We start from the raw sequence: 17,447 nt of genomic DNA, 5'->3' as shown, positions 1-17,447 counted from the left end.
AGAGCGGCATGGCAGTCATACATATTGATGGAACCACTGTCGAAGTAGATAGCACAGATAACTTGTTACAAGCATGCTTGTCACTTGGCATTGATGTGCCCTATTTTTGCTATCATCCAGCCCTCGGCTCAGTCGGTTCATGCCGCCAGTGCGCGGTTAAGCAATACCAAAATGCCGATGACATGAAAGCGGGTCGCGGTCGCCTTGTGATGTCCTGTATGGTCGCACCCGGCGACGACATGTATATCTCGGTCACCGATGAGGAAGCCAAAGCATTTCGTAAGTCGATGGTTGAGCTACTGATGACCAACCATCCGCATGACTGTCCAACTTGTGAAGAAGGTGGACATTGTCATTTGCAAGACATGACTTATATGTCAGGTCATAGCCGTCGTCGTTATCGCTTTACCAAACGCACGCATCACAATCAAGAGCTTGGTCCATTCATCGCGCATGAGATGAATCGTTGTATCGCTTGCTATCGTTGTGTTCGTTTTTATAAAGACTATGCAGGTGGTGAAGATTTGGGCGTGTATGGCTCAAACAACCGTGTCTATTTCGGCCGTGATAAAGATGGCCAGTTTGAAAGTGAGTTTTCAGGCAACTTAACCGAAGTTTGTCCAACGGGTGTTTTCACAGATAAGACGCATTCTGAGCGCTACAACCGTAAATGGGATATGCAGTATGCACCCAGCATCTGTCATGGCTGCTCAGCGGGTTGTAACATCTCACCGGGTGAGCGTTATGGTGAATTGCGCCGTATCGAAAACCGTTATAACGGTGAAGTCAACCGCTACTTCTTATGTGACCGCGGTCGCTTTGGCTATGGCTATGTCAACCGTGACGACCGCCCAACCCAAGCACTTGAACGTATCAATGACAAGCATGTGAAAATAAATATTGATTACGCACTAGATGAAACCATCAAGCGTATCAAAGATAAAAAAGTCATCGGTATTGGCTCACCTCGTGCAAGCCTTGAGACCAACTTTGCGCTAAAAAATCTGGTCGGCTACGATAAATTTTCAACGGGTCTGAATCATCAGCAGCAAACACTGGTCAATAAATGTATCGAAGTGCTCAGCACTGAGGGCATTTATAACCCTAGCATGACTGATATCGAAAGTTATGATGCTGTGCTGGTTCTGGGTGAAGACATTACTCAAACCTCATCGCGCGTTGCGTTGTCTGTACGTCAGGCAGCAAAAAACGAAGGCTTGAAAATGGCGGCAGCGTTACAGACGCAACCTTGGCTTGCTGAGCCAGTCAAACGTATTGCTCAAGATGCGCTCAGTCCTGTCTATGTCATCGATGTGACCCAAACGAAGCTAGAAGACATCAGTAAGGTCAGCGTAGTCGCGACGCCTGAAGATATTACCAAACTTGGTTTTAAAGTGGCGGCTGAGATTGCTAATTTCTCTGATGACTTATCAGAAGTAACAGATACACAAGCCACTGAGCAAAAAGATAACGATGTCAATGTTGATACTGATGGTATGCAAGCGCTTGCTCAGCAAATTGCCTATGACTTGCTGCAAGCGGATAAGCCGTTAGTTATCTCAGGCACCAGCTTATCGTCTACCGCCTTGATAGAAGCAGCGGCTCAGATTACGCAAGCACTGACGCAAAAACGGGCAGCCATTAAGGCCACAGAGCAGCACCAAATTGACATTCATAATGAAAAGGTTCGTGCGGCAGAACAACAAGCACAAACCGATCAGCCTGATGAAGATCAAGAACTGTCGGCCAAGCCAGAGAAATCAGACACAGGTACGGATAAAGACGCGCAAGACGATGTTGAGCGCGAGCCTGCTGATAAGCTTGAGTTAAAAGAAGTAAACGACAGCTATCATTCACAAGCTGGTATTTATCTAACCGTTCCTGATGCCAATAGCATTGGGGTTTGCATGCTTGGTGGTCAATCCGTTGAAGAGCTGCTGGCTACGGACTTTGATATCGTCATTGTCGCTGAAAATCAGCTAACTGATGCGATTGATGCCGCTAAATTAACGCAGTTATTGACGGACAAAACGGTCATTGCCCTAGACCATCAGTTGCTTGACTGGCACAAAGATGTTGATATCGTATTGCCAGCAGCAAGTTTTGCGGAAGCGGATGGCACACTGATATCTGCGGAAGGCCGTGCTCAGCGTTTCTTCCAAGTTTATGACAATAATTACTATCATCCGATGAGCAGTATTAAAGAAGGCTGGCGCTGGCTGCATGCCGTTCATAGCAGCTTAGAAGGCAAAGAGGTCGATTGGACTCAACTGGATGATGTGATTAATGCATTAATAGCGACTCATCCTAAGCTTGCTGACATCAAAGGCGCTGCTCCAGATGCGGACTACCGTATTACAGGTCTAAAAATTGCCCGTCAGCCGCGCCGTTACTCTGGTCGTACCGCCATGCGTGCGCCAATTTCAGTTCATGAGCCAATGCAGCCGAAAGATTTAGACACAGGCCTGACATTCTCAATGGAAGGTTATACAGGTAAGCAAACGCCAAGCTCTATGATTCCTTTTGCCAATGCGGCAGGTTGGAACTCACCGCAGGCGTGGAATAAGTATCAAGACAAAGTCGGTGGTCATCTCAAAAACGGCGATCCAGGTGTGCGCTTGTTTGATCAATTGGAGCGTTTGGCCACTCGTCAATATGTAGCGCCAGAAGCCACCTTTTCGACCACGACAGATATACAGCAGGGACATGCCAAATTGGTGCCTATCTATAATATCTATGCCAGCTCAATGATGGCCTCACGTAGTCCAATCGTCGCTGAGCAGTTACCTGTTGCAGCATGGCGTATTGGTATAGATGATGCTAAAGACTGGAATGTCGTTGCGGGTGATTACCTAGCGATTGAAATTGACAAACAACAAATCATCTTGCCAGTACAGCTCGTTGGCTACTTAGCAGAAGGTTGTATCGGTTATCCAGTTGGACAGGTAAGCATTATCCATCCATCAATGCCAGCTTCGGTACGTAAAGTCGATGCACCCGTGACAATGATGGGCGGTATGGCTGCTGATCGTTTTTTAGCACATAAAGACGCTGGTGACAGCATTCATGATAACCGCGCAACGCAAGTAACGACAGCGCCGACCACCACTCAGGAGGTGTAATATGCCCGTCACCCGTATTATTCCTGATGTGCCAAATTTTTTGGCTGGTAGTCTAAGCTTTGATGCTTGGTCTATTTTGTTTATGGTTGGACAATCGTTGGTTATTTTCTTAGTTGTGGTACTGGTTGCCGCCATGATGATTGTCTATGAGCGCCGTATGCTCGCTTTGTGGCAAGATCGTTATGGTCCAAACCGTGTTGGGCCTTTTGGTTCATTGCAACTGATTGCGGATATGTTAAAAATCTTCTTTAAAGAAGATTGGACGCCAAAATTTACCGATAAGTTTATGTTCACTTTGGCACCTGCGGTCGCCATGTTTACCGCATTGGCCTCATTTGCCATCATTCCTATCTCGCCAACGCTTGGCGTGGCTGATTGGGATATCGGTATTCTGTTCTTCTTTGCAATGGCAGGTATCGCTGTCTACGCTGTGATGTTTGGTGGCTGGGCATCTGCCAATAAGTTCTCATTACTTGGTGGCTTGCGTTCAGCCGCCCAAACGATCAGTTATGAAGTGTTCTTAGGCTTGTCATTGATGGGTGTGGTCGCATTGACAGGCTCATTTAACTTGCGCGAGATTGTTGAGTCACAAATTGACGGCTGGTATATCATTCCGCAGTTTTTTGGGTTCTTAACCTTTGTGGTAGCTGGTGTAGCAGTGACGCACAGACATCCGTTTGACCAACCAGAAGCAGAGCAAGAGCTGGCTGAAGGGTATCATGTCGAATATTCAGGTATGAAATTCGGGATGTTCTTCATTGGTGAATACGTCAACGTCGTACTGATTTCTGCGCTCATGACGTGCTTGTTCTTCGGTGGCTGGCTTGCGCCTTTTAATTTAGATATCCCATTTATTCCACCAGCTTTTTGGTTCATGATTAAGACGTTGTTCTTTATGACCATGTTTGTATTGGCTCGAGGCTCACTCATGCGTCCGCGCTATGATCAAGTGATGAACTTTGGCTGGAAAGTTTGCTTGCCCGTCACTTTGATTAATCTGTTGATTACCGCTGCGGTCATTTTGATCTTTTCTCCAACGTTGTAGTCATTACTAGTCATTATTGATGAACTAGGGTAAAGCTGATAAGGATAATAATCCCATGTTTACTACCATAAAAAAGACCGTCATTGGTATATTTACCATTGTCCGCAGCATGTGGATGGTCAATAGTCATGCGCTCAGACCGCGCGACACCATTCTTTATCCTGAAGAACCGGTACCTGTACCGCCGCGTTTTCGTGGACGCATTATCCTAACGCGTGACCCTGATGGGGACGAGCGCTGTGTTGCTTGTAACTTGTGTGCCGTGGCATGTCCAGTTGGCTGTATCTCATTGCAGAAGGCTGAGCGTGATGATGGACGCTGGTATCCAGAGTTTTTTCGGATCAATTTTTCGCGCTGTATCTTTTGTGGGTTGTGCGAAGAAGCGTGTCCAACGACAGCCATTCAAATGACGCCAGACTTTGAGATTGGTGAATATAAGCGCCAAGATTTGGTTTATGAAAAAGAGCATTTGCTCATTTCAGGGCCAGGTAAATACCCTGATTATAACTATTATCGTGTGACGGGTATGGCGGTAGCGGACAAACCAAAAGGGGCGGCGCAAAATGAAGCTGCACCTATTGATCTAAGGAGCTTGCTGCCATGATGAATATCTTGAACCATCCTGAATTGGCTGGGTTTTATTCACTTGCCGCAGTGGCAATATTTGCCAGTTTGCGCGTGGTCACTCAAGCCAATCCCGTACACGCTATTTTATCAATGATTGTGTCATTACTGGCAATCGCTGGCATATTTTTCGTGCTGGGTGCGCCGTTTGCAGGGGCACTTGAGATTGTTGTCTACGCTGGCGCTATTATGGTGCTGTTTGTCTTTGTTATCATGATGCTCAATTTGGGCATGAGTAATGACGAGCGCGAAGAGCGTTGGCTTGATGCAGGTACTTGGGCCATACCAACAGGTCTGACGATTATTGTGGCTGTTGTGCTTTATGCCATGATTGGTCTTAACCACGATGATGCGGCGATGATTGGTGGTACGACTGTATCAGCCAAAGCAGTTGGTACGGTGCTATTTACCAAGTATGTAATGCTCATAGAAGTGGCTGCCTTATTACTATTGGCTGCTTTAGTTGCTGCTTATCATTTGGGTAAAGAGACGAAAGATGATGAGAGTGTCGATAACGACAGTCAAGGCTTTCAAACAAGTGCGGGTAGTATCGAGCAATACAATAACGCTAGTACTCATAAAAAAGATGATACGGTAAAAATGCCTGAACCCTACGAATATAAAGATGTTGACCCGCATGACTACGTAGGCATGAAGGTAGGTAGTCAAGTAGGTGTGAATAAAGTCACGCGCAAGGAGTCAGACTGATGGTACTAGCAGCGAGCGTGGCACAAGATGTGTCAAACGTGCCGTTTGCCCACGAGGTAGCGGGCTTTGTACAGCCGGTTGCTGAGGCGCAGAATGTATTGGGCATGATACCGATGAGCCATGGATTGATTTTGGCTGGTATCCTATTTGCCATTGGTCTGTGCGGCGTCATGGTACGACGTAATTTCTTATTTATGCTGATGAGTCTTGAGATCATGATGAATGCCGCAGCGTTGGCATTTGTGGTGGCAGGAAGTCGCTGGGTCGATCCGGATGGGCAGATTATGTTTATCTTTATTTTGACGTTGGCAGCAGCAGAGGCAGCCATTGGTTTGGCACTATTATTGCGGTTTTATCATAAGCGTGGGCATCTCGATGTCGATAGCGCCAATGAGATGAAAGGATGATGTCATGAGTTTATTACCATTAACCTTTATATTTCCGCTCATTGGCTTTTTGATTTTAGCCTTTATGCGCGACAAGTTAACCGAGCAGGTGGCAGCGATTGTCGGTGTCGGTAGCATGCTGTTATCAGCGTTATGCACGCTGATAGTCAGCTATACTTTTTTGACCACCAATCCAGCAGGTACTGTAATACAGATGCCACTATGGACATGGTTTCAGGTTGGCGATTTTGCGCCGAACTTCGGACTGAGCTTTGATGGCTTGGCGCTCACCATGACTGGTGTCATTACGGGCATTGGCTTTTTGATCCATTTGTTTGCTGCTTGGTATATGAAAGGCGATACTGGGTTTGCCCGTTTCTTTAGCTATATGAACTTGTTCGTCGCCAGTATGCTACTGCTGGTCTTGGCAGATAACCTGTTTTTACTTTATCTCGGTTGGGAAGGCGTGGGTATCTGTTCGTACTTACTCATCGGCTATTATTATCATGACAGAGCCAATGGTCTTGCCGCTATGAAAGCCTTTACTGTCACGCGTGTCGGTGATGTGTTCTTGGCCTTTGGTTTGTTTTTATTGTTCCGAGAATTTGGTACGCTGAATATTCAAGAGATTATTACCCGTGCGCCAGAAGTATTCGATATCAATAATCCAATTATGATGTTGACCACCATGATGCTTGTGGGCGGCGCAATGGGCAAATCAGCTCAGCTGCCACTACATACTTGGCTTGCCGATGCAATGGCAGGTCCAACGCCTGTGTCAGCGCTTATCCACGCAGCAACAATGGTGACGGCAGGGGTTTATTTGATTGCCCGTCTACATCCATTGTTTGAGTTGACACCTGGTATCTTGTTGTACTGGGTTGGCGGCGTTGGTGCCTTGACACTGGTGGTTGCTGGATTTTGTGCATTGGCGCAGACAGACATCAAACGTATTCTTGCTTACTCGACTATGAGCCAGATTGGCTACATGTTCTTAGCGCTTGGAGTTGGTGCATGGCAAGGCGCTATCTTCCATCTGATGACGCATGCCTTCTTTAAAGCGCTGCTATTCTTATCATCAGGTGCGGTTATCCTTGCAGTCCATCATGAGCAAGACATCTTTAAGATGGGCGGCTTACGTAAAAAGATACCATTGGTATTCTGGTGTTATATTGTCGGTGGTGGTGCACTTGCGGCCATACCTTGGGTGACGGTTGGCTTTTATTCTAAAGAAGCGATTCTTTGGGAGACGTATGCCACAGGTCACATGGTACTGTTCTATATGGGCGTATTCGGTGCTTTCTTAACGGCTATTTATACCTTCCGTATGATTTGGATTATCTTTTTTGGTGAAGAAAAAACCCATGCGCATAAGTTATCAGGGGTGTCGTATTGGTTGCCACTCACTGTATTACTTGTTCTATCAACAGCCGTTGGCGCATGGATCACACCGCCATTGCAAGGCGTGTTGCCAGAGAGCGTTGGGCATTTATTAGAAGTGGCGGGTCAAGATCATGCTAAGCACACGGCCGAATATATCGCGATGGGTGCAATGCTGGCTGGTTTGATAATTGCAGCACTGCTCTATGTGATAAATAAAGGTCGTATGCTTACAAGCTTTAAGCGCTCACGCATTGGCGGCGCCATGTATCACTGGTGCTATCATGGTTTAGGCTTTGATGCGCTATACGATATAATTTTTGTAAAACCCTTTTTATTCATCGGCCGCTTATTTAAAGCCGACCCTATTGATAAAACGTGGTATGTATTGCCTAAGCTGGCATCAGCAGGTAATAAGGTATTGTCTGCGACGCAAACAGGGTCACTTCGAGGCTACGCTACAAGCTTTGGCTTGGGTATGGCTGTATTGCTCGTGCTGGTAATGATGACGGTGGTATAAGATGATTGAGTTACAACAAACGTGGATGCTACCAGCATTGATTGCAATTCCTTTTATTGCAGGGTTGCTGTGCTGGTTGGTAGAGCGATTTAATAAACGTCTACCGCGCTGGATTGCCTTAGTGGGTATGACGTTGACCTTTGTATTGTCACTTGTACTGTGGCATTACGGTGACTTTAGCGGTATGAGTAAACAGGTCATTGCGCCAGACGCAGCAGTGCCTTGGGTCGCTGAATTCAGTGTGCCGTGGATACCAAGCTTTGGCATCAGCTTTCATTTGGCATTGGATGGGTTGTCACTAATGATGGTGGCGTTAACAGGACTGCTCGGTATTGCTGCGGTAGCCTGTTCGTGGAATGAGATTCAACGCCGCGTCGGTTTCTTCCATCTGAATCTGCTATGGAGTTTGGGCGGCGTCATTGGCGTTTTCTTAGCCATTGATATGTTCTTATTCTTCTTCTTCTGGGAGATGATGCTGGTTCCTATCTACTTCTTGATCGCTATTTGGGGTCATGATGTGGTTGGTAAAACCAAAGAATATGCCGCAACCAAGTTCTTTATTTATACCCAAGCGTCTGGGCTAATCATGCTCGTCGGTATATTGATATTGGTCATTATCAGCTACGCGCAAAAGGGCGTGGTGAGTTTTAATTACAATGACTTGCTCGGTACGTCACTTGGCGGCTGGGAATATCCAATCATGCTGTGCTTCTTTATTGGTTTTGCCGTTAAGTTGCCGATTATTCCTTTTCATGGCTGGTTACCAGACGCGCATGCGCAAGCACCAACCGCAGGTTCGGTGGATTTGGCAGGTGTTCTGATTAAGACGGCCGCTTATGGTTTGATTCGGTTTGTCTTGCCATTGTTTCCAGTGGCGTCACAGGAGTTTGCGCCGATTGCCATGACTTTGGGTACGATCGGTATCTTCTATGGTGCATGGCTTGCCTTTATGCAAACCGATATGAAGCGTTTGCTGGCTTATACCAGTATTTCGCACATGGGGTTTGTAGTATTGGCAATCTATGCTGGCACGTTACTCAGCTTACAAGGTCTGATGATTCAGATGCTTGCACATGGTTTAAGCTCGGCGGCACTCTTTATTATGGCAGGTCAGTTATATGAACGTCTGCACACGCGCGATCTGACCTTGATGGGCGGTATGTGGGGACAGTTCCGTTACTATGCGCCAATATTGATGTTCTTCTGTGCCGCGCTGCTGGGTATTCCAGGCACAGGTAACTTCATTGGCGAGTTCATGATTTTATTTGGCGCGTTTGCTCAATATCCTGTGTTTGTGGTATTGGCTACATTCAGCTTGGTATTGGCAGGACTATACTCGCTTATTTTGATTCACCGCGCGTTATTTGGTAAAAACAATATTGCAGCGTTGGCGGTAGAAGAAACCAAATCACATGGTTTGCCAACGCGCAAACTAAAAGACTTGGGCAAGCGTGAGCTGTCATTATTATTGATGCTAGCCGCTGGACTGGTATGGCTCGGACTCTATCCACAGCCGTTCCTTGATACGTCAAGTCATGCGATGCAGTGGATCAACAATGCGTATATATATAGTCAAGTAACGCAGGTTGATGCGTCGCAACTGCTTGATGCAATGGAGGCACGTTAAGTCATGAATAATATTACGATGAATGATTTGATGGGGTTGTTGCCTTATGCGCCAATTATAATCGTTGTGATAACGGTATTGGCAGTCATGATTGCTATTGCGATTAAACGCTCGCATATAGTTACTGGCACAGTTACGGTCGTCGGTTTAAACGTTGGTTTGTTTACTTTAATTGGTCAAATGCTTGGTATTATCGAGAGCGGTAGTCTTGTACCAAACGCGGATCAGTTATTTGTTATCGATAACTTTGCTCAGTTTAATATGGTGGTTATCTTCATTTGTGCGTTGGCCTGTTGCACGTTGTCTTATGCGTATTTGGTAAATCTAAAAGACAATAAAGATGAGCTGTATCTGCTCATGCTGCTATCGACAATCGGTGCGCTACTGATGGTGAGCGCTCAGCATATGGCATCGTTCTTTATGAGTTTAGAGATGCTCTCAGTGCCACTTTATGGCATGTTGGCCTATACTTATATGCGTAGCCGCTCGCTTGAATCAGGGCTAAAATACCTAGTATTATCTGCGACGGCATCGGCAACGTTGCTTATGGGTATGGCTTTTATTTATGCAGAAGTAGGGTCGTTGGCTTTCAAACCTATCAGTATGGTATTGAGCAATCTTTTCGAATCGCCACTGTTGATCCTTGGTGCGGCGATGATGATGTTTGGTATCGCCTTTAAACTATCTGCTGCTCCTTTTCATATGTGGACGCCCGACGTTTACGAAGGTGCGCCAGCACCTATCGCCACCTTTTTAGCATCGGTATCAAAAGTTGCAATGATGGGGCTGGCTGTTCGCTTCTTAATTGATACGTCTTTATTGGCGTTGCCATCGGTACAGATGTTGTTGATGGTCATGGCGACCCTATCGATCTTAGCGGGTAACTTATTGGCGATCCGTCAAACCAGCCTCAAGCGTCTACTTGGTTATTCTTCAATTGCCCACATGGGTTATGTATTGATCGTTATCGTCAGTATTGGTGCGGCAGCGGACAGTATCTCTAGTATGTATATGGCAATTTATGCGTTTACCTCTATCGGTGCTTTTGGTGTAGTGACCTTGATGTCTAGTCCTTATCGCTTGTCTGGTGAGGCCGATGAATTGTCGCACTATCAAGGGCTGTTTTGGCGTCGTCCAGTATTGACCGCTGTCATGACAATTATGATGTTGTCATTGGCAGGTATTCCGTTAACAGCTGGCTTCATCACTAAGCTGTTCGCGATATTGGCAGCGGTACAAGGCACCAACTGGTTCTTAGCTGCGATGATTATCTTGGGCAGTGCCATCGGCTTGTTCTATTATCTACGCGTTATGCTCACGTTATTCAAACGTCCTAAGCAATTTATTGAATTTGACGTTTCTGGACAATGGGCCATTCGTGCTGGCGGTATTATGGTAATTGCAGTCACAGCCATCATTGTTTTCTTTGGTGTCTTGCCAAACAGTATGATTGAGTGGGCCAGTCTGGCGCGTATTTGGTAATGTGATTGGATAAGATTGACGATAAATTGTGGCACGCTGTTGCTGCAAGTTATCGGTAGTTACGGTTAGAAAAACAAGATGCGCCAGCTTTGTGATAAGCTTGGCGCATCTTTTCGTTTGTAGCGTCTAACAATTCAATAAGTATAAATAATAGGTGAGTGATCAATTATTATGAGTGACAATATTCAAAAAGTAACGGTGCTCAGTAAAACCACATGGACGCCCAATCTCTTTAGCTTTACCGTGAGCCGTCCTGATAGCTTTAAATTTACGGCAGGGCAGTTTGTACGTTTGGGCGTCAATCCCAGTCAGTTGCAGTATTATAAGCAGCAAAGCGAGGTTTCTGAGAATGTTAATGATGAGACGATTAATGCAGCATTGAACGAAGATGTTTTTCGTGCTTATTCCATTGTTTCGTCACCTTTCGACGAGGTGCTAGAGTTCTTTTCTATCGTGATCCCTGATGGCGCATTTACTTCTCAGCTACAGCACTTGCAAGTCGGTGATGAGTTGCTACTCAATACAATGCCTTTTGGGTTTTTAACATTGGCGCGTTATCAAAAACCATTACCTAAGGATCTGTGGCTGCTAGCGACCGGAACTGGTCTGGCACCTTTTTTATCGATGCTACAAGATTTAAAAACGTGGGAAGACTACGAGCACATTGTACTGGCTTATAGCGCTCGCTCGACAGATGAGCTTGCCTATGTGGAGAAGATCGAACGCTTACAAGAAGATTTTGGCTCGTTGGTAGACAACCCAGCCACACTGATCTTTATTCCTATTGTCACTCGTGAGTCTATCGAAGGCGCATTAACGGAGCGTCTGCCAAAGCTGCTATTGGATGGTACTTTGCAGGAGCGGGCAGGTATCGAGCTGGATACTGATAGCACGCATGTCATGCTGTGCGGCAACCCAGATATGGTAGAAGACACCAAAGAGACGTTAAAATCGCTGGGCTTGGTGATGAATCGCCGCGGCGAGGGTAATATTGCCGTAGAGAATTATTGGTAAATAACGATATGCATATTACTGATTCAAACTTACTGCATAAGATAATCGGCGATAAATAAAAGCGGTACGCGGCCAACACACAGGATTATGTGGGACTGGTATAAATTTTCCTCGCTTGCTGGACGCTTCGCACTCCAGAGGCTACGAGAAATCCACTCCAGTCGGCCGATAGTGTTTTTAACGTTTTAGCTATAGCGTAACAGTTAAGAGCTTCTAAACTTGGCTGGGTTCGGTTGCATCTTCTATTGGACGGATAGGGCCTTGCATCAGTTGAGGCTCATCGTCATCACTAATAATGTCTTCATTGCTACTGGCTGCTAATAAGTCACGATAATTGATTTGTGCTTTTAAGATCATCTGTTCTTCCTCAAGCTCGCCGTAGTTCACTTGAACCTTGTGTAAGGTACTCATGATTTTCTTATTGTTTTTGAGCCAGCGATTGATATCAAGGTAGATGATCTCGTCTTTTGTACGAGCAATATTGATGTAAGACAGAATGAAGCCTAAAGGGTCTTTTTTGAGTATGGTGTGATAAAACCAGACAAACAGCTTAATACCTTGGCGCTTTAGAAAGGACTCACAGCGTAAGTTGAGCACATCTGTGTAAGTCTGCTGCCCGAAGACAAAGCGCTGGACGTTACGGTCAAGCTGCACATGAACCAAGCTAAAATTACTGGCCACCTCAGCGTAGATACCGCTGGCATCGACTGTACAATATAATCGAAACCAGTCGTCATGCATCTCAACGCGTAACTCTAAAATGGCTTTTACATTGTCAGTCACAAACTTTTGCAGCGCATCATTGACATACTTTTGTGCAACAGGCAGGACGAGTTCATCCTCGAGCTTGTCCGTCGTCTTATTATATATCTCTTTAATCGACTGAGCGAGACGCTCCCAGCCACCACTGAATGACTCATCAAAACGCTCACCAATGTTTTCGAAAAATTCATCAAAATTGTCTGAATTATCCATGTTATCACTCATATTATCAAAGCCACTCAAATTTATTATCCTTATAATGATAGGGGGCGTCACTGAATAAATGGCGTAAAAATCATATATCCAAAATTATAGTCAGGCTGTTATCCAATTTGCTCATAGCGGCAAAATATAGGAGTATGGCGGTATTTAGCTAAATGCCACTATCAGCACTGCCATTGTCTTTTAAGTTGAACAAGCCAAAAATTCATGTTTGATTATCCAATACCTACAAAACAGTATATATCAAATGTGATGGCTTCAAAATAAACACCTGCATTTTGTAGCAATTCTCTAGCAAGAGTTTTATAAAGTTAAAAAATATAGTCTTTACTACCATATCACAGAATTGCGTCATGGTCTTTATAGCGGTTCTACTTGTCAATGAGCTGCTCAAAATTGTGTGATTTTGCATTCATTGATTAAGAGACGTAGTAAACAGTTGTGCTGGCAGTACAATTCTATGTCATGTTATGATAGCACTGGCATGTGTCTCGTGCTTTATCATGATAGCGCCTATTGTTTGCTAGATTTATCCTTATCCTCTGAGACCTATTGTGGCTTATATTAAAGATTCGCAAAGTTACCACTTTTCTGCACAAACGCCTAAGCGTGATTTTGGCTTACATGTCGCAATTGTCATTGCTGTTGCGATACACGCATTGATTATTTTTGGTATCAGCTTTTCGATGGGCAAAGACCCTGCTGCAATGATGCAGGACGTCGCAAAAGCACTGACCGATAATATGCAACCAAATGAAGACGCGCATTTCATTGCCAATGCTTCACAAGAAGGCGGCGGCACAGTACAAGAAACGTTGAGACAAGAGACCGATCAGACCAGTCCTTTGTCTGCTGAGCAAATGAGCGAGACGCAAGACGTTATTAACTTGCAGCGCCAAGTTCGACAGCAGCGCTATCAAGAGAGTTACCTGCGAACCACGTTAAGCTGGCGTCAAGCAGCAGTAGAGTCTGATAATGACAGTAAACAGGCACGAGATGATGTCATAGTACAAGAAGAACGGCTACGTAAACAGATTGCCACTCTAGAAGCACAGCTCTCTCAGCGTCAGCAGGTTTATGCGACTAAGTCAAAAGTAGTAACGATGGACAGCAATTCGACGACACGCGGTATTGCAGCAGATTATATCAATACCTTTCGTGAGCACGTCGAGCGCGTCGGCAATCTGCATTATCCAGCACAAGCTCGCGCTCAAGGTATTACAGGTGATGTGCGCTTGATGGTCATCATCAGTAGCGATGGTAATATCAAGGCCATTCGCCTATTAGAAAGCTCAAAATCGACGATATTAAACGAAGCCGCCAAGCAATCAGTGCGAAAAGCGGCACCTTTTGGTCAATTTACCAAAGATATGAAGGACATTGTTGAGTTGCGTTTGATACGCACGTATCGATACAGTGACAAAGTCGATGTGACGTATTAATGTGGGCTTTTAAAAGGATAGATACCAGAAATTATCAATATGAATTTATTAATACATTTATAGAATAAAGAGTCAGTATGGAATTTTTAGGTTTTACCGTCGATGTCGCTACGCTAACCACCAGTGCGATAGTTTTAATCACCAGATTGGCGCTCGCCATACTAATATTCGTCGTTGGGCTTTGGCTAGCCAAAAAAGCGGTAAGCGTTGCTCATAAGGTGATGCTAAAAGGCCATTTAAACGACACCGTTGCCAGCTTCTTAGGTCGTCTCTTATATGGGGTACTGCTGGTCGTAGTGACTTTGGCAGCCTTGAGTAAGGTTGGGGTGCAGACCACGTCGGTCGTTGCGATACTGGGTGGTGCCGCGGTTGCCATCGGTTTGTCATTAAAAGATCAGTTGTCCAATTTTGCTGCTGGTATCATGATTGTGACTTTTCGCCCATTTGTAAGTGGTGATTATGTGCAAATTAATAGCTTTACTGGTACGGTGACTGAGATCACTTTGGTGAATACGCATCTGACAACGACCAACAATCACGATATTATCATTCCAAATAATAGTATCAGTACCTCAGCCGTTATCAACTATTCGTCGCTGCCCAATCGCCGTGTGGATATCACGGTAGGTATTGGCTACGATGCCGATATCAAAGTTGCTAAAGAAGTCATGTTAAAATTGGCACGGGACAACCCACTGGCTTTTACCGATCCTGAGCCTATCGTACGTGTGACCAATTTGGGCGACAATTCGGTAGATCTTACCTTGAATGTCTGGACGACCAATGCGGACTGGTGGTCTATGCAGTGCGAATTGCTAGAGCAATTTAAAGAAGCGCTCGATGATGAGCAAATTGAGATCCCATTCCCGCAGCGTAGCGTCCATGTTAAAGGTCTGGATCATATGATCAACCAAATGGGTGAATCACAAAAGCTGCCCATGACCAAAAGCTAGTTGATCCAAGGCTAATTTATTAAAGACTGGCCAGCAAAAAGCGACTGATTAAATATATGGATTTGGTAAGTCTAGGCTTGCCAAAACCTCAATCTCAAATCCTTCCATCTCATCTTGTTCGGCCTGTCCAAGCTCATGATCGAAGCCTAGCAGGTGCAGCACACCATGTATGAGCAAGTGGCTAATGTGCTGTGCCACGGTTTTATTTTGTTCTTCGGCTTCACGTACCATCACATCATGACAGATAATCAACTCGCCCAGTGGTAGCGTAGGCATCAGCTCAATGATGGCAACGGGTAGGTCGCTTGGGTAAGACAAAATATTGGTCGCATAATCTTTATGTCGTGCTTCCAGATTTAAGGCACGTCCTTCATTCTCATCTGTGATATATATGTCCAGCGTTTTCAATTTTGCCTGCCATATCTCAAGATCAATATCTTCAAAATAGGGTAGCGTCAAACCATGGGACATACGCTCATCTATATAATTTAATGTCGTCATCATGATGGTCAGTAAGTTATCACGATTGTAAAACGTATCGAGTGTCTCATCGTCGATACTCTCAGTTGCATTGATATCTAATACTGCTAAGCGTGCGTCATCATTAGTGACTTTACCTGCTGCATTACTAAAGTCGTCGTGAGGTTGGCTCATGTTATTATCCTTTTGTTCATTACCGAGATATTGTGTTTTTATCTCATTATCTCAAATACAGTATCTATTGGCTTATTGCTACTATAGTTAGTCGCTAATAAAAAAGATACTGTCTTTAAAGCGCGAGTGACCGACAGCAGTTAGTGTGATGTTAAATCAAAGTCAAGAAACATGTAATCGCAAAAAACCGGACTACTATGTGAGTAATCCGGTTTTTTTGTTTCGAAACAAGAGTTTTAAAATGAGAGTGTTAAGCCAGTTTATAATTTTGCGGCTGCATCCGTAATGGCTTGTTTGCGTTCTTGTTCTTTCATGCGTTCAAACTTACGTTTCTCTTGTAGAGCAAACTGCTCATCATCAAACACATCATACGCTTCGACGATTTTTTGTACCAGTTGATGACGGACCACGTCTTTTGAGTCAAACTTTGTGATATGAATCTCTTCAATATCCCTCAGAATCTCCATCGCTTGTGCCAAACCTGATTTATGACCACGTGGCAAATCGACCTGAGTAATATCGCCCGTAATCACAGCACGTGAGCCAAAACCTAAGCGTGTCAAAAACATTTTCATCTGCTCAGGCGTGGTATTTTGCGCCTCATCTAGAATGACAAAAGAGTTGTTTAACGTACGACCACGCATATAGGCCAGTGGTGCCACCTCAATGATCTGACGCTCAATCATTTTACCGACTTTTTCAAAGCCTATCATCTCATACAATGCATCATATAATGGGCGTAAATAAGGATCGATTTTTTGCGTCAAATCACCGGGTAAGAAACCCAGTTTTTCACCTGCTTCTACCGCTGGGCGTACCAATAAAATCCGTTCAATCTCATTACGCTCAAGCATATCGACCGCACAGGCAACGGCCAAGTAGGTTTTACCAGTACCTGCAGGGCCGATACCGAATGAGACATCAGAGTTTAGTACGTTTTGTACATAGCGCTGCTGGTTGCCACCGCGAGGGACGATACGACCTTTACGTGTGCGCAAGCTGATGGGTGTAAAATCGGCAGCCTCTAGGTCGTCTTCATCTTCTATATTGGCCGCGTTTCGCTCATCAGCTTCTATATCTTCATCGCGAGAGATGCTCGATTGAATAATAAGATGCAGCTCTTCGGCGCTGATGTCCTTTGAGTTTTGTGCTTCATCTACCATTTTGTAAATAATACGTTCACCGCGCTCAACTCCTGTCATATCACCGCTCAGGCAAAAATCACCTTGACGCTGGCTGATTTTGATGTCGAGGCGTTCTTGGATATATTTCATGTGTTTGTTATATTCACCAAGCACGGTCTTGAGCTGTGCTGGCGTCAATGATTCAAACTTTATACGGCGGCTCATGGAATCAGTCAAGCGATTATCCTTATGTTGTGTGCCCGATATTAAGGTTTATTTTTAATAAAGTTGCGGGCTTAAACGGTAAATATTCAGTAGGTCTATATCGGTTTTAGATCGTAGAGATAGCATTGTAGCGATAAAAATGACGGTAAGATTATTG

The 17,447-nt window shown here is 44.9% G+C and carries 14 protein-coding genes; 11 read left to right on the top strand and 3 right to left on the bottom strand.

The annotated features are described in order from the left end of the window. The first annotated feature begins 8 nt into the window (after nucleotides 1-8). The 9 genes from nuoG (at nucleotide 9) to ACT3TH_RS02215 (ending at nucleotide 11,908) form a co-directional block, all read left to right on the top strand. Nucleotides 9-3,122: an NADH-quinone oxidoreductase subunit NuoG gene (nuoG, locus tag ACT3TH_RS02255; protein ID WP_444754222.1), complete on the top strand. Its 3,114-nt coding sequence runs from the start codon at nucleotides 9-11 to the stop codon at nucleotides 3,120-3,122. Between the two features lies 1 nt (nucleotide 3,123). Further along, nucleotides 3,124-4,167 (top strand): NADH-quinone oxidoreductase subunit NuoH, encoded by a 1,044-nt coding sequence (gene nuoH, locus ACT3TH_RS02250; RefSeq protein ID WP_444754221.1) that lies wholly within the window; start codon nucleotides 3,124-3,126, stop codon nucleotides 4,165-4,167. A 55-nt stretch (nucleotides 4,168-4,222) separates the two neighbouring features. Further along, complete coding sequence (nuoI, locus tag ACT3TH_RS02245; protein ID WP_444754220.1) at nucleotides 4,223-4,771, top strand: NADH-quinone oxidoreductase subunit NuoI; 549 nt, start codon at nucleotides 4,223-4,225, stop codon at nucleotides 4,769-4,771. Continuing rightward, entirely contained in the window at nucleotides 4,768-5,499 is a 732-nt protein-coding gene (gene nuoJ / locus ACT3TH_RS02240; RefSeq protein ID WP_444754219.1) for an NADH-quinone oxidoreductase subunit J, read from the top strand. The genes nuoI and nuoJ overlap by 4 nt, the downstream gene beginning before the upstream one ends. A 98-nt stretch (nucleotides 5,500-5,597) precedes the next feature. Further along, on the top strand, nucleotides 5,598-5,906 hold the full coding sequence (gene nuoK, locus ACT3TH_RS02235) for an NADH-quinone oxidoreductase subunit NuoK (RefSeq protein ID WP_444754271.1): 309 nt from the start codon (nucleotides 5,598-5,600) through the stop codon (nucleotides 5,904-5,906). A 4-nt stretch (nucleotides 5,907-5,910) separates the two neighbouring features. Beyond that, nucleotides 5,911-7,785, top strand: a complete 1,875-nt coding sequence (gene nuoL / locus ACT3TH_RS02230) for an NADH-quinone oxidoreductase subunit L (protein ID WP_444754218.1) — start codon at nucleotides 5,911-5,913, stop codon at nucleotides 7,783-7,785. A gap of 1 nt (nucleotide 7,786) precedes the next feature. Beyond that, nucleotides 7,787-9,412: an NADH-quinone oxidoreductase subunit M gene (gene nuoM / locus ACT3TH_RS02225; RefSeq protein WP_444754217.1), complete on the top strand. Its 1,626-nt coding sequence runs from the start codon at nucleotides 7,787-7,789 to the stop codon at nucleotides 9,410-9,412. 3 nt (nucleotides 9,413-9,415) lie between these two features. Then, nucleotides 9,416-10,894: an NADH-quinone oxidoreductase subunit N gene (locus ACT3TH_RS02220; RefSeq protein WP_444754216.1), complete on the top strand. Its 1,479-nt coding sequence runs from the start codon at nucleotides 9,416-9,418 to the stop codon at nucleotides 10,892-10,894. A 171-nt stretch (nucleotides 10,895-11,065) separates the two neighbouring features. Then, on the top strand, nucleotides 11,066-11,908 hold the full coding sequence (locus ACT3TH_RS02215; RefSeq protein WP_444754215.1) for a ferredoxin--NADP reductase: 843 nt from the start codon (nucleotides 11,066-11,068) through the stop codon (nucleotides 11,906-11,908). A 213-nt stretch (nucleotides 11,909-12,121) separates the two neighbouring features. Here the strand turns inward: ACT3TH_RS02215 and ACT3TH_RS02210 are convergent, their stop codons facing one another. Then, the gene (locus ACT3TH_RS02210; protein WP_444754214.1) at nucleotides 12,122-12,883 is read right to left on the bottom strand and encodes a hypothetical protein; all 762 of its coding nucleotides are present in this window, start codon (nucleotides 12,881-12,883) and stop codon (nucleotides 12,122-12,124) included. Nucleotides 12,884-13,446: 563 nt separating this feature from the next. Here ACT3TH_RS02210 and ACT3TH_RS02205 point away from each other — a divergent pair. Together ACT3TH_RS02205 and ACT3TH_RS02200 are read left to right on the top strand one after the other, a co-directional pair. Next, nucleotides 13,447-14,334 carry an energy transducer TonB gene (locus ACT3TH_RS02205; protein WP_444754213.1) on the top strand — a complete coding sequence of 296 codons (888 nt, stop codon included), beginning with the start codon at nucleotides 13,447-13,449 and terminating at the stop codon, nucleotides 14,332-14,334. A 77-nt stretch (nucleotides 14,335-14,411) separates the two neighbouring features. After that, a complete protein-coding gene (locus ACT3TH_RS02200; RefSeq protein ID WP_444754212.1) occupies nucleotides 14,412-15,287 on the top strand; it encodes a mechanosensitive ion channel family protein in 876 nt (291 codons plus the stop codon). Between the two features lie 48 nt (nucleotides 15,288-15,335). On the opposite strand, the gene ybeY is transcribed toward ACT3TH_RS02200, so the two are convergent. Further along, nucleotides 15,336-15,941, bottom strand: a complete 606-nt coding sequence (gene ybeY / locus ACT3TH_RS02195; protein WP_444754211.1) for an rRNA maturation RNase YbeY — start codon at nucleotides 15,939-15,941, stop codon at nucleotides 15,336-15,338. A 260-nt stretch (nucleotides 15,942-16,201) separates the two neighbouring features. Next, entirely contained in the window at nucleotides 16,202-17,290 is a 1,089-nt protein-coding gene (locus tag ACT3TH_RS02190) for a PhoH family protein (protein ID WP_444754270.1), read from the bottom strand. Nucleotides 17,291-17,447: the final 157 nt, after the last annotated feature.

The organism is Psychrobacter sp. AOP22-C1-C5 (assembly GCF_052378885.1).
Classification (GTDB): domain Bacteria; phylum Pseudomonadota; class Gammaproteobacteria; order Pseudomonadales; family Moraxellaceae; genus Psychrobacter.
This window is presented reverse-complemented; position numbering and strand designations above follow the sequence as displayed.

Coding starts and splice junctions, on each gene's coding strand:
- ACT3TH_RS02220 (WP_444754216.1), top strand. CDS start 9,416: ATGAATAATATTACGATGAATGATTTGATGGGGTTGTTGCCTTATGCG.
- ACT3TH_RS02215 (WP_444754215.1), top strand. CDS start 11,066: ATGAGTGACAATATTCAAAAAGTAACGGTGCTCAGTAAAACCACATGG.
- ACT3TH_RS02200 (WP_444754212.1), top strand. CDS start 14,412: ATGGAATTTTTAGGTTTTACCGTCGATGTCGCTACGCTAACCACCAGT.
- nuoM (WP_444754217.1), top strand. CDS start 7,787: ATGATTGAGTTACAACAAACGTGGATGCTACCAGCATTGATTGCAATT.
- nuoI (WP_444754220.1), top strand. CDS start 4,223: ATGTTTACTACCATAAAAAAGACCGTCATTGGTATATTTACCATTGTC.
- ybeY (WP_444754211.1), bottom strand. CDS start 15,941: ATGAGCCAACCTCACGACGACTTTAGTAATGCAGCAGGTAAAGTCACT.
- nuoL (WP_444754218.1), top strand. CDS start 5,911: ATGAGTTTATTACCATTAACCTTTATATTTCCGCTCATTGGCTTTTTG.
- nuoJ (WP_444754219.1), top strand. CDS start 4,768: ATGATGAATATCTTGAACCATCCTGAATTGGCTGGGTTTTATTCACTT.
- nuoG (WP_444754222.1), top strand. CDS start 9: ATGGCAGTCATACATATTGATGGAACCACTGTCGAAGTAGATAGCACA.
- ACT3TH_RS02190 (WP_444754270.1), bottom strand. CDS start 17,290: ATGAGCCGCCGTATAAAGTTTGAATCATTGACGCCAGCACAGCTCAAG.
- nuoH (WP_444754221.1), top strand. CDS start 3,124: ATGCCCGTCACCCGTATTATTCCTGATGTGCCAAATTTTTTGGCTGGT.
- ACT3TH_RS02210 (WP_444754214.1), bottom strand. CDS start 12,883: ATGGATAATTCAGACAATTTTGATGAATTTTTCGAAAACATTGGTGAG.